9 protein-coding genes are annotated in these 12243 nt (G+C 66.2%); 5 read left to right on the plus strand and 4 right to left on the minus strand.

What is annotated here, in order from left to right; translation table 11 throughout:
* Window positions 1–6: 6 nt before the first annotated feature.
* The gene (gene trpD / locus shn_RS08670) at window positions 7–1029 is read right to left on the minus strand and encodes an anthranilate phosphoribosyltransferase (RefSeq protein ID WP_064330031.1); all 1023 of its coding nucleotides are present in this window, start codon (window positions 1027–1029) and stop codon (window positions 7–9) included.
* 15 nt (window positions 1030–1044) lie between these two features.
* Window positions 1045–2934 (minus strand): peptidylprolyl isomerase, encoded by a 1890-nt coding sequence (locus tag shn_RS08675; protein ID WP_064330032.1) that lies wholly within the window; start codon window positions 2932–2934, stop codon window positions 1045–1047.
* Between the two features lie 281 nt (window positions 2935–3215).
* Here shn_RS08675 and shn_RS08680 point away from each other — a divergent pair, with 281 nt between their 5' ends.
* From shn_RS08680 to shn_RS08700, 5 genes are all read left to right on the plus strand, one after another.
* On the plus strand, window positions 3216–4865 hold the full coding sequence (locus shn_RS08680) for a Na/Pi cotransporter family protein (RefSeq protein ID WP_064330033.1): 1650 nt from the start codon (window positions 3216–3218) through the stop codon (window positions 4863–4865).
* A gap of 122 nt (window positions 4866–4987) precedes the next feature.
* Window positions 4988–6361: a bifunctional UDP-N-acetylglucosamine diphosphorylase/glucosamine-1-phosphate N-acetyltransferase GlmU gene (gene glmU / locus shn_RS08685; RefSeq protein WP_064330034.1), complete on the plus strand. Its 1374-nt coding sequence runs from the start codon at window positions 4988–4990 to the stop codon at window positions 6359–6361.
* Between the two features lie 114 nt (window positions 6362–6475).
* Window positions 6476–8302 carry a glutamine--fructose-6-phosphate transaminase (isomerizing) gene (gene glmS, locus shn_RS08690; protein WP_064330035.1) on the plus strand — a complete coding sequence of 609 codons (1827 nt, stop codon included), beginning with the start codon at window positions 6476–6478 and terminating at the stop codon, window positions 8300–8302.
* Window positions 8302–8796: a GNAT family N-acetyltransferase gene (locus shn_RS08695; RefSeq protein ID WP_206362214.1), complete on the plus strand. Its 495-nt coding sequence runs from the start codon at window positions 8302–8304 to the stop codon at window positions 8794–8796. The genes glmS and shn_RS08695 overlap by 1 nt, the downstream gene beginning before the upstream one ends.
* Before the next feature lie 35 nt (window positions 8797–8831).
* Complete coding sequence (locus tag shn_RS08700) at window positions 8832–9536, plus strand: DUF502 domain-containing protein (RefSeq protein ID WP_064330037.1); 705 nt, start codon at window positions 8832–8834, stop codon at window positions 9534–9536.
* A 201-nt stretch (window positions 9537–9737) separates the two neighbouring features.
* On the opposite strand, the gene shn_RS08705 is transcribed toward shn_RS08700, so the two are convergent.
* Together shn_RS08705 and recG are read right to left on the minus strand one after the other, a co-directional pair.
* Window positions 9738–9953, minus strand: a complete 216-nt coding sequence (locus shn_RS08705; protein ID WP_064330038.1) for a hypothetical protein — start codon at window positions 9951–9953, stop codon at window positions 9738–9740.
* Between the two features lie 98 nt (window positions 9954–10051).
* Window positions 10052–12157 carry an ATP-dependent DNA helicase RecG gene (recG, locus tag shn_RS08710; protein WP_064330039.1) on the minus strand — a complete coding sequence of 702 codons (2106 nt, stop codon included), beginning with the start codon at window positions 12155–12157 and terminating at the stop codon, window positions 10052–10054.
* Between the last annotated feature and the right edge of the window lie 86 nt (window positions 12158–12243).

Here is a 12243-nt window from a genome sequence, read left to right on the forward strand (position 1 = left end):
ACAATCCTACTCCGCCTGGCCTTCGTTGGAAACCGCGACAAGGCGTTCCAGCACGGTGCGGGCGCGGCCGCTTTCGAGCGCATCGACGGCAAGGCGCATGCCGTCCTTCAGCGTTTCCGCCTTGCCGGCGACGACCAGCGAGGCCGCGGCATTGGCGAGCGAAATGTCCCGGTAGGGCATGTGCGCGCCGCCGAGCACGGAGAGGAGCGCGGCGGCATTGTGCGCGCCATCACCGCCGCGCAGGTCGTCGAGCGTCACCTGGGGCAGGCCGAAATCGGCGGGCGTCAGCTCGAAGGTGCGGATCTTGCCGTCTTCGAGCGCGGCGACCCGGGTGGTGCCCGTCGTGGTGATTTCGTCGAGGCCTTCGCCATGCACGACCCAGATGCTCTCCGAGCCGAGGTCGCGCATCACCTCGGCGATCGGCAGCAGCCAGTGCGGCGAGAAGACGCCGAGAAGCTGGCGCTTGACGCTGCCGGGGTTGGACAGGGGCCCGAGCAGATTGAAGATCGTGCGCGTGCCGAGCTCGACGCGCGACGGGCCGACATGCTTCATGGCGGGATGGTGCAACTGGGCGAACATGAAGCCGAGGCCGGCATCGTGCACGCAGCGGGCGATCTCGGCAGGGCCGATGTCCAGCTTGACGCCGAGGCAGGAGAGGGCGTCCGCCGTGCCCGACTTCGAGCTCAGTGCCCGGTTGCCGTGCTTGGCGACCGGAACGCCGGCACCGGCGACGATGATCGCCGCGAGCGTCGAGATGTTGTAGGTGCCGGCGCCATCACCGCCCGTGCCGACGATGTCGATCGCGTCGGCGGGAACATCGACCGGCAGCATGCGGGCGCGCATCGAGCCGACGGCGCCGTAGATCTCGTCGACGGTCTCGCCACGCACGCGCAGCGCCATCAGGAAGCCGCCGATCTGCGAGGGCGTGGCGGCGCCGGACATGATGATCTCGAAGGCGCCGCGGGCGTCCTCGCGGTCCAGCGCCGCGCCCCCGGCGACCTTGGCGATATAGGGTTTCAGGTCGGACATGCGGTTCCCGTCTCCCTATCGGGCGATGCTCTGCTCGGCGAGCGTGCGGTTGATCGAGACGCCGTAGGAGGCCTGCAGGGCGCTCACCATCTGGTCGAGGATGTCGTCGCCGCTGGCGCGGGCAACGGCGGCGATCTGCTGCTCGTCGCCCGACAGCGCGTCGGTGGCGGTCTCGGCGTTCACGTCCGTCACCTTCAGGAGGATCTGGCCCTCGCCATCGACGCCGGGCGTGTTGGCGACATGGCCGACGGGACCGGCGAAAGCGGCGGCGACGGCCGCCGGGCTCAGCACCGGATCCTGGGCGCCGCGGTTGAGGCCGGTCTTGTTCTCCACGACCATGCCGAGTTCCCCGGCAATGGCGGCAATGTCGCCGCCCTTGCGCACGCGCTCGGCCAGCTCTTCGGCCTTCCTGGCAAGCGTCTGGCGCTGCTGCTCGGCGGTCCAGTCGGCGATCACGCGCTCGCGCACCTCGTCGAGCGTGCGGTCACGGTCCGGGATCACGTCGAGCACCTCGAACCAGGCATAGCCCTCGCGGCCGACATTGATCGGCTGCGTTTCCGTGCCGACATCCGTCTTGAAGATCTCGGCGATGAGGGCGGCCTTTTCGGGCAGGCCGTCGATCTCCTCGCCCTTCTGGTCGTTGCCCTGGGCGTCGATGGCGTCGATCGTCACGGCCTTCAGGTTGTTCTTGGCGGCGGCTTCCGCAAGGGCGAGGCCCTCGGCACGCGCGTCTTCCAGCCGGTCGTGCACGGCGAGGATGCCGTTGGCGGCCTCGCTCAGCGCCAGCTCGTTGCGCAGCTCCTCCTTCACCTCGTCAAAGGTCTTGAGGTTTTCCGGGCGGATGTTCGTCACGCGCAGGATGATCGGGCCGAAGGTGCCGTCGATGACCGGCGTCGTGCCGCCGTTTTCGGCAACGGCGAAGGCGGGTTCCGCGAATTTCTGGTCCGGAACGTTCGCCTCGGTGAAATCGCCGAGCAGGACGTCAGCGGCCGTCTTGCCCTGTTCGGCGACGATCGCGTCGAAGGTCGTGCCGGCGGCGAGCCTGGCGGCGGCATCGTCCGCGCTCGCGCGGTCGGCGAAGGTCAGCTGCTCGATCGTGCGCGTGGCCGGCGTGCGGTACTTTTCCCTGTTCTTCTCATAATCGGCCCGGAGCGCCTCGTCGGTGATCGCGGCCGTATCGACGATGTCCTTCGGCTCGAGCGAGACATAGACGACCTTGCGGTATTCCGGCGCGCGGTACCTGGCCTTGTTCTCTTCGAACCAGGGGGAAAGCACATCGTCGCCCGGCGTCTTGACCGGGTCGATATTGGCATTGCTCAGGATGAGATAGTCGATGGTCCGGGATTCGTTGCGGTACTGGCGCAGCGCCGCCGTCAGCACGTCCGGGGCCTTGTAGCCGTCCGAAACCGCCTCGACGACCTGCGCGCGGATCGCCACCTGGCTGCGGTTGTTGATGTAGTCGTTCTCGCGAAGGCCCGCATTGCGCAGCACGGCGGAGAAGGCCAGGCGGTCGAACTGGCCGTTGACGCCGCGGAAGGCCGGATCGTCGGCAATCAACTGGGCGAGACGGCCTTCGGAAAGGCCGAGATTCATGTCGCGCGACAGCTGGTCGAGCGCGGCGCCGGCGACGAGTTCGGCGAAGACCTGATTCTCGATGCCGAAGGCGCGGACCTGCTCGGCGTTCAGCCGCATGCCGAAGCGCTGCGACATGGTCGCGACCTGGCGCTCGTAGGCCAGGCGGAAATCCGTCGGCGAGACGCTGACATCGCCGACCGTGACGACGGAATTGGCCGAGCCGGTGATGAGAGAGCTCGAAACGCCCCAGACAGCGAAGGAACCGACCAGAACGATCAGCAGGGCTTTTGCCACCCAGGTATGGGAGGCGCGTCTCAGGGCTTCGAGCATCGTCTAAATTTCCTCAATCTCGGCGGCCATGCGGCCGGAAATCGTCTCTTAACGGAAAGTTCGCGGGAATTGAAGTCCGCCCGGGGCGTGCAATGCTTGGGAAAAGCCGGCTTGACGCAAATGTGTCGGGCGTTGCCGATTTATTTTGCCGGCAAACAAAAGTTTTCTGAAATTATTGACGGAATGCCGCCAAAATGGCCTATCACGATAGGAAAGTTCGTGCTCGGATGCGCGATCAGGCCGGTGAGTCCCGTTTTCACTGGCCGGAAGGAGGACAGAACGTGGAATCCACGATCGTCATGATCAATCTTTTCGGCGCGGTCGCGCTGCTGCTCTTCGGCCTTGCACAGGTGAAGGACGGCATGACGCGCGCCTTCGGCGTACGCCTGCGCTCGGGCCTGGCGCTCGGCACGCGCGGGCCGTTCCGCTCCTTCTTCGCCGGTTTCGTCGCCACCGTCGCGCTGCAGAGCTCGACGGCCACGGCGCTGATGATCGCCTCCTTCGTCGAACGCAACCTCGTCAGGGCGCGCATGGCGCAGATCGTGCTGCTCGGCGCCAATGTCGGCACGGCGGTGACGGCCTGGCTGGTGGCGACGGGCATCGAATCGATCTCCCCGCTGATCATCCTCGTCGGCATCGTCTTCTACAAATCGAGCAGTTCCACGGCCCGGCAGGGCCTCGGCTCCGCGCTGGTCGGCATCGGCCTCATGCTGCTGTCGCTGCACCTGCTCAGCCTTGCGACCGAGCCGATGCGCCAGTCGCCCGCGCTCGGCGCCTTCCTGACGCTGCTCGACGGCGCCTGGCCCGTCGCGCTCGCCTTCTCGACGGTTCTCGCCATCATTTCCTCCTCCAGCCTCGCCGTCGTCGTGCTCATCCTCTCGCTGACGGCGATGGGCATCCTGTCGCCGGCGCTGACGGTCATCCTCGTGCTCGGCGCCAATCTCGGCGGCGCCGTGCCACCGGTCATCGCCACGCTGAAGGCGGCGGCTTCGGCCCGGCGCGTCACGCTCGGAAACCTTCTCGTACGCGGGGTCGGCTGCCTTGCCGTGCTGCCCTTCGCCGGACAGGTCGCCGAGCTGCTGGCGCTCCTGCCGATTCCGGCCACCAAGCTTCCCGTCGATGTGCACCTTGCGTTCAACCTCGTGGTGGCGTTGATCCTCTGGCCGCTGTCCGGCCCGCTTTCCAGGTTGATGGAAAAGCTCGTGCCGGAAGAAAAGCAGCCGGAGACGGGGCCGAAATATCTCGACGATTCCGCGCTTTCGAACCCGGTCGTGGCGCTGTCCGGCGCAACGCGCGAGGTGCTGCGCGTCGGCGACATCATCGAATCCATGCTGATCCGCACCATGCGGGCGTTCAACGACAACAACCTGGCGCCGCTGAAGGATGTCGGCGAACTGGAGCGGCAGGTCGACGTCCTGCAGCAGGAGGTGAAGATCTACCTCTCGCGCCTCGGCCGGCAGGGCATCACCGGCGAAAGCGCGGCGCGCTCCATCGTCATCATCGACTATGCGATCAACCTCGAACATGTCGGCGACATCATCGAGAAGGGCCTGCAGGAGCAGGTGCGCAAGAAGATCGCCAACGGCCTGAAATTCTCCGACGACGGCTACAAGGAGCTGGCCAACCTCTTCAACCTGACGATCGAGAACCTGCGCATCGCCCAGACGATCTTCGTCACGCGGGACGAGGGGCTGGCGCGCCAGCTCGTCGAGGTGAAGGTGGATGTGCGGCGGATGGAGAAGCAGTCCTCCGAGCGGCACCTGGAGCGCCTGCGCGACGGCCGGCTCGACAGCCTCCAGACGAGTTCGCTGCATCTCGACATGCTGCGCGACCTGAAGCGCGTCAACGCCCACCTCGTCTCGGTCGCCTACCCGATCCTCGACGAGAACGGGCTCCTGACGGAGAGCCGCCTGCGCAGCAGCGCCGGCTGAAACGGCCTCGGTCCAGGGGCGGGGTCGGGCGGCCTTTGCCGGCCCGCCTGAGAAATCCCTTTGTCTCCTGCGTTCCGTTTTTGCTAAGGAACGGCGTCTATTTCGGGTGAACGAGGATTCCCATGACTGCAACGAAGCGCACCTGCCTGGCCGTCATCCTGGCTGCCGGCGAAAGCACGCGGATGAAATCCTCCCGCTCGAAAGTGCTGCATCCCGTGGCCGGCCGGCCGATGATCGCCCATGTGGTCGACGCGCTGGCCAGGGCCGGCATTTCGGATATCGCGCTGGTGCTCGGCCGCGATGCGGAAAAGGTGGAAGCGGCGGCCCGCAATCCGGCGGTCGAAAACTCCGTGCATATCCAGACCGAACGGCTCGGCACCGCCCACGCCGTGCTCGCCGCCCGCGAGGCCATCGCCAAAGGCTATGACGACGTGCTCGTCATCTTCGGCGATACGCCGCTCATCACCGAAACGCCGCTGACGGCGGCGCGCGAAGGGCTTGCGGAAGGCGCCGACGTCGTTGTCATCGGTTTCAAGACGGCCGATCCGACCGGCTACGGCCGCCTGATCGTCGAAAACGGCGAACTGCTGGCGATTCGCGAGCAGAAGGACGCCAGCGAAGCCGAACGCGCCATCACCTATTGCAACGGCGGCCTGATGGCGATCGACGGGCGCAAGGCGCTCGACCTGATCGGCCGGATCGGCAACGGCAATGCCAAGGGCGAATATTACCTCACCGACATCGTCGAGGTGGTGCGCGCCGCGGGCAGCCATGCCATCGCCGTCGAGGCGCCCGAGGAGGAACTGACCGGCTGCAACACCCGCGCCGAGCTTGCCGTCATCGAGCGGCTCTGGCAGCAGCGCCGCCGCCACGAAATGATGCTCGCCGGCGTGTCGATGATCGCGCCGGAGACCGTCTTCCTCTCCTTCGACACCGAGATCGCGCAGGACGTGACCATCGAACCGAACGTCTTCTTCGGCCCCGGCGTCACCGTGGAAAGCGGCGCGCTCATCCATTCCTTCTCGCATATCGAAGGGGCGCATATTTCCGCCGATGCCGAGATCGGCCCCTATGCACGCCTGCGGCCGGGCGCCAATCTCGGCCCGCATTCCAAGGTCGGCAATTTCTGCGAGGTGAAGAAGGCGGAGATCGGCGCGGGCGCCAAGGTCAACCACCTTACCTATATCGGCGACGCCATCATCGGCGAAAAGACGAATATCGGTGCAGGCACCATCACGTGTAACTATGACGGCATCAACAAGCACCTGACCCGCATCGGCGCGCATGCCTTCATCGGCTCCAATACGTCGCTCGTCGCCCCCGTTTCGATCGGCGATGGCGCCTATATCGCCTCGGGCAGCGTCATCACCGCCGACGTGCCCGACGATGCCGTCGCCTTCGGCCGGGCCCGGCAGGAGAACAAGGAGGGCAGGGCCGTCCTCGTGCGCGAGCGAAACCAGGCGATCAAGGCCGAACGGAAGAAGGCCGCAGAATAGGCCGCTGCCCGCGTTAACGCTTGCAATCGAAAGTGAGTGCGGTCGTGTTGCACCGCCGCGAAAAACCACTACGAAACGAATGCAGTAGAACGAATTGAACCTGCGGAGCGCTCCATGTGCGGAATTGTCGGTATCGTCGGAATCCAGCCTGTTGCCGGCCGTCTCGTCGATGCCCTGAAGCGCCTTGAATATCGCGGCTATGATTCCGCCGGCGTCGCCACCATCGTCGAGGGCAAGCTGGTGCGCCGCCGCGCCGAAGGCAAGCTCTTCAACCTCGAAAAGCGCCTCGCCGAGGAGCCCCTGTCAGGCACGGTCGGCATCGCCCATACCCGCTGGGCGACGCATGGCGCGCCGACGGAGGCCAATGCCCATCCGCATTTCGTCGAGGGCGTCGCCGTCGTGCACAACGGCATCATCGAGAATTTTTCCGAGCTGAAGGACGAGCTGATCGCCGGCGGCGCGACCTTCGCCACGCAGACCGACACGGAAGTCGTCGCCCAGCTGGTGGCGAAGTACCGCCGCGACGGCCTTGGCCGGCGCGAGGCGATGCATGCCATGCTGCGCCGCGTCACCGGCGCCTATGCGCTCGCGGTGATCTTCGAGGACGACCCGTCGACCATCATGGCGGCCCGCAGCGGTCCGCCGCTCGCCATCGGCCAAGGCCGCGGCGAGATGTTCCTCGGCTCCGACGCCATCGCGCTTGCCCCCTTCACCAACGAGATCACCTATCTCGTCGACGGCGACTGGGCGGTGATCGGCCGCGACGGCGCGTTTCTCTTCGATATCGACGGCAACCGCGTCGAGCGGCCGCGCCAGGTCTCGTCCGCCGCCGCCTATCTCATCGACAAGGGCAATCATCGGCACTTCATGGAAAAGGAAATCCATGAGCAGCCGGAAGCGATCTCGCACGCGCTCAGCCACTATGTCGATTTCCTCGCCCATACGGTACGGCCGATCGCCTCGGAAATCGATTTCTCCAAGGTGCCGAGCCTTGCCATTTCCGCCTGCGGCACGGCCTATCTCGCCGGCCTCGTCGGCAAATACTGGTTCGAGCGCTATGCCCGCCTGCCGGTGGAGATCGATGTCGCATCGGAATTCCGCTACCGCGAGATCCCGCTGAACCCGGCCTCGGCCGCCCTCTTCATCTCGCAGTCCGGCGAGACGGCCGATACGCTCGCCTCGCTGCGCTACTGCAAGGAGAACGGCCTGAAGATCGGCGCGGTCGTCAACACGCGCGAATCGACGATCGCCCGCGAATCGGATGCCGTCTTCCCGATCCTCGCCGGCCCGGAAATCGGCGTCGCCTCGACGAAGGCCTTCACCTGCCAGCTCGCCGTGCTGGCCGCGCTCGCGGTCGGTGCCGGACGGGCGCGCGGCACGATCAGCGAAGCCGAGGAGAAGGCGCTGGTGCGCAATCTCGCGGAAATGCCGCGCATCATGGCCGGTGTGCTCAACACCATCCAGCCGTCGATCGAGCAACTGTCGCGCGAACTCTCCAAATGCAAGGACGTGCTCTATCTCGGCCGGGGCACCAGCTATCCGCTGGCCATGGAAGGCGCGCTGAAGCTCAAGGAAATCTCCTATATCCACGCCGAGGGCTATGCCGCCGGCGAACTGAAGCACGGACCGATCGCGCTGATCGACGAGAACATGCCGGTCATCGTCATCGCCCCGCATGACCGCTTCTTCGAGAAGACCGTGTCGAACATGCAGGAAGTGGCGGCGCGCGGCGGGCGGATCATCTTTATCACCGACGAGAAGGGCGCGGCCGCCTCGAAACTCGAAACCATGGCGACGATCGTGCTGCCGAATGTCGACGAGATCATCGCGCCGATGATTTATTCGCTGCCCATCCAGCTTCTCGCCTACCACACCGCCGTCTTCATGGGCACGGACGTCGACCAGCCGCGCAACCTCGCCAAATCCGTGACCGTCGAATGATCTTTCTGCGCCCGGAACGACCCGACGACGTGGACGCCATCCGCACGCTGACGGAGACGGCCTTCAGGACGGCGCCGCATGCCGACGGCACCGAACACCTCATCATCGACCGCCTGCGCGCCGCGGGCGCCCTGACGCTCTCGGTGGTGATGGAATCGGACGGCGTGATCGTCGGCCATGTCGCCTTCTCGCCGGTCACGGTTTCCGATGGCAGCGCGGGCTGGTACGGCCTCGGCCCGATTTCCGTCGATCCGGCCCGCCAGGGCGAGGGCATCGGCGGCAGGCTCGTCAAGGACGGGCTGGAGCGGCTGAAGGCGCTGGGTGCGGCGGGCTGTGTGCTGCTCGGCGATCCCGCCTATTACGGCCGGTTCGGCTTTGCGGCCGATCCGAAGCTGACGCTCGACGGCGTGCCGCCGGACTATTTCATGCGTGTGGCGTTTTCACCGGTTTACGGCGGAGGAACCGTTTCCTATCATCCGGGTTTCTACGGCTGAGTGCCCTCCCACGCTCGCCAGATGCTGGATATCCGATGACCGACCTTGTCCCGAGGCAGTCGCTTGCCATGCGGCTGCGCAACAATTTCCTGACCGGCCTCGTCATCTGCGCGCCGATCGCCATCACCATATGGTTGACCTGGACCTTCATCCGCTGGGCCGACAGCTGGGTGAAGCCCTATATTCCGGCGCAGTACAACCCGGAAAACTACCTCCAGTTCGCCATTCCCGGCTTCGGCCTCTTGACGGCGCTGGTGCTGATCACGCTCGTCGGCTTCCTCGGCAAGAACCTCATCGGCCGCACCATCGTCGAGTTCGGCGACGGGCTGTTCAACCGCACGCCGCTGGTGCGCACGGTGCACAAGAGCCTGAAGCAGATCTTCGAGACGGTGCTGAAGGACAAGGGCACCTCGTTCAACAAGGCGGCGATGATCGAATATCCGAGCCCGGGCCTTTGGGCGATCGTCTTCGTGGCGACGGATGCGCGCGGCGAGATCGCGACGAAGTTCAAGGCGATGGGCAAGGACATGGTCGCCTGCTTCCTGCCGCCGACGCCGTTCCCGACGGCCGGGTGGCTTGTCTATGTGCCGCGGGAGAAGATCGTGCCGCTCGACATGAGCGCGGAGGACGCCGCAAAGCTCATCATCTCCGTCGGCCTCGTCACGCCGCCGGAAAAGCCGCTTCAGCTCGTCGAGAGCGAGGAACAGAAGATCAAGGCGAAGAGCAAGAAGAAGGGCTGACGGACAAAGAGGTTCGTTTGCCGCGAGCCAGCCCCGCCCTCGACGTCATCCTCGGGCTTGACCCGAGGTCCACGCGTCAAGGCACGCCCCACTTTGCGGCATGAATCCTCGGGTCAAGTCCGAGGATGACGGAGGGCAGGTTTGCGCATGATATCGGCGTTCAGCCTTCGAGCCGCCCCGCGAAGGGGCGGCCGGAAAAGCCTATTCAGTGACGGCGGCGTCCGTCTGGTCTTCCAGAATGATCTTGCTTTCCTCCGCCGGCAGGCGGGACTGTTTCTGGGTGGTGGTAACGCTTGCGGTGGTGATCGTCTTGTCGACCTTGACCTCCGCATTGACCTTGTTGTGCCAGGCGCAATCCGCAAAGGCGGCGGACGCCGAAAGGCCGAGCGTTGCTGCGACTGCGAGAACTGTCTTCATGGCATTTCTCCTTCTTCGCTGAGGCAGGAGGAAGTATGCCTTCACGACGGATATCGGCGAAATCACGTTTTTGTGGCCGGAGCGTTTGCGGCTGGACTCTAGCCGGCGCGCAGGAACCGGATCGCCTCGTCGCGGCGGTAGAGATAGAGCAGCGTGCGGATCGCTTCGCCGCGTTCGCTGGTCAGGTCCGCATCGCGTTCCAGCACATAGGCGGCGTCCTTGCGGGCGATTTCGAGAAGGTCGCCATGCGCTTCGAGGCTGGCCACCAGGAAGCCGGGCGTGCCGGACTGGCGGGTGCCCAGAAGCTCGCCTTCGCCGCGCAGCTTCAGGTCCTCCTCGGCGATGCGGAAACCGTCCTCCGTCTCGCGCAGGATGGAAAGCCGCGCCCGGCCGTTCTCGCTGAGCGGCCCCTTGTAGATGAGGATGCAGCTCGACGCCTCCGCGCCGCGCCCGACGCGCCCCCGCAACTGGTGAAGCTGCGCGAGGCCGAAACGCTCCGCATGTTCGATCACCATGATGGAGGCATCCGGCACGTCGACGCCGACCTCCACCACGGTCGTCGCGACAAGCAGCCGCGTCTCGCCGTTCTTGAAGGCGAGCATGGCGGCATCCTTCTCCGGCCCGCTCATCCGCCCGTGCACGAGCCCGGCCGCATCGCCGAAGACGCTGGCGAGCGTTGCATGCCGTTCCTCGACGGACATCAGCTCGCTCTCTTCCGTCTCCTCCACCAGCGGGCAGATCCAGTAGGCCTTCTTGCCCTCGGCAAGCGCCGTGCGCAGCCGGTCGACGATGTCGCCGATGCGCTCCTGGGGCATGACGACCGTCTGGATCGGCTTGCGGCCGGCGGGCTTCTCCGTGAGCTTCGACACGTCCATGTCGCCGAAGGCGGCGAGCACCAGCGTGCGGGGAATGGGCGTCGCGGTCATGACGAGCATGTGGGGCGAGATGCCCTTGGCCGTCAGCCGCAGGCGCTGGTGCACGCCGAAACGATGCTGCTCGTCCACCACGGCGAGCACGAGGTCCCTGTAGGCGACATTGTCCTGGAAGAGCGCGTGCGTGCCGATGACGATCTGCGTCTCGCCGGAGGCGATGCGGTCCAAGATGGCGTCGCGCTCGCGGCCCTTGGTGCGGCCGGTCAGGACGTCGATGGTGACGCCAGCCGGCGCCGCCATGTGCGAGAGCGTGGCGAAATGCTGGCGCGCCAGGATTTCCGTCGGCGCCATCAGAACGGCCTGTCCGCCCGATTCGACGGCCGCCAGCATCGCCATCAGCGCCACCGCCGTCTTGCCCGCGCCGACATCGCCCTGGAGGAGCCGCAGCATGCGCTGCTCGCCCGCCATGTCCTTCAGCACCTCGGCGATCGCCGCCTGCTGGCTGCCGGTCAGCGAGAAGGGCAGGGCATCGATCACCGGGCGGCTCAGTTCGCCGGTCGCGATCACCGGCCGTCCCGCGACCTTGCGCAGGCGCTGGCGCACCAGAGCGAGCGAGATCTGGCCCGCCAGGAATTCGTCATAGGCGAGCCGGCGGCGGGCGGGGGCCTGCGGGTCGAGATCCGTCTCGTCGCGCGGATCGTGCAGGCGGTGGATGGCGTCGAAGGCGGAGGAGAAACCCTGCCGCTGCAGCAATGTCGGCTCGATCCATTCCGGCAGGTGCGGCACGCGCGCGACGGCCGCCTCCACCGACTTGCGCAGCACGCGCGCGGTGAGGCCGGCGGTAAGGCCGTGCACGGGCTCGACCAGCGGCACGCTGTCCGCCTCGCCGAGCCGGGCCATATAGTCCGGATGCACCATGGAGGGACGGCCGTTGAACCAGTCGACCTTGCCGCTCACCACCACCGTCTCGTCGATCGGCAGGGCCTTTTCCAGCCAGTTGCCCTTGACGCGGAAGAAGGTGAGCGCCAGCTCTCCGGTCTCGTCGTGCAGGAAGACGCGGTAGGGCTGGCTCGATTTGCCCGGTGGTGGCGGCTGGTGGCGGTCGACGCGGCCGGTGATGGTGACGATGACGCCCTGCGGCGCATGGGCGATGCCCGGCTGGTTGCGCCGGTCGACGATCGAGTGCGGGAAATGGAAGACGAGGTCGATGACCCGGCAGTCCTCGATGCTTTCCTGGCCGAGCAGGCGCGCGAAGAGATCGCCGAGCTTCGGGCCGATGCCCGGGAGCGAGGAGAGGGGAGCGAAGAGCGGATCGAGCAGTGCGGGTCTCATGGCGGCCAAAATCGCCGGACCAGGACGCTTTGGCAAGGCTGACAAGCGGCTTTTGCCGGTCTATAGAAACGCGGAATTATACCTGA

Source organism: Shinella sp. HZN7, assembly GCF_001652565.1.
Lineage (GTDB): Bacteria > Pseudomonadota > Alphaproteobacteria > Rhizobiales > Rhizobiaceae > Shinella > Shinella granuli.

What these genes read in the sequence shown, in the direction of transcription:
- glmS (WP_064330035.1), top strand. Translation starts at nt 6,476, where the DNA reads ATGTGCGGAATTGTCGGTATCGTCGGAATCCAGCCTGTTGCCGGCCGT.
- trpD (WP_064330031.1), bottom strand. Translation starts at nt 1,029, where the DNA reads ATGTCCGACCTGAAACCCTATATCGCCAAGGTCGCCGGGGGCGCGGCG.
- shn_RS08705 (WP_064330038.1), bottom strand. Translation starts at nt 9,953, where the DNA reads ATGAAGACAGTTCTCGCAGTCGCAGCAACGCTCGGCCTTTCGGCGTCC.
- shn_RS08675 (WP_064330032.1), bottom strand. Translation starts at nt 2,934, where the DNA reads ATGCTCGAAGCCCTGAGACGCGCCTCCCATACCTGGGTGGCAAAAGCC.
- shn_RS08700 (WP_064330037.1), top strand. Translation starts at nt 8,832, where the DNA reads ATGACCGACCTTGTCCCGAGGCAGTCGCTTGCCATGCGGCTGCGCAAC.
- recG (WP_064330039.1), bottom strand. Translation starts at nt 12,157, where the DNA reads ATGAGACCCGCACTGCTCGATCCGCTCTTCGCTCCCCTCTCCTCGCTC.
- glmU (WP_064330034.1), top strand. Translation starts at nt 4,988, where the DNA reads ATGACTGCAACGAAGCGCACCTGCCTGGCCGTCATCCTGGCTGCCGGC.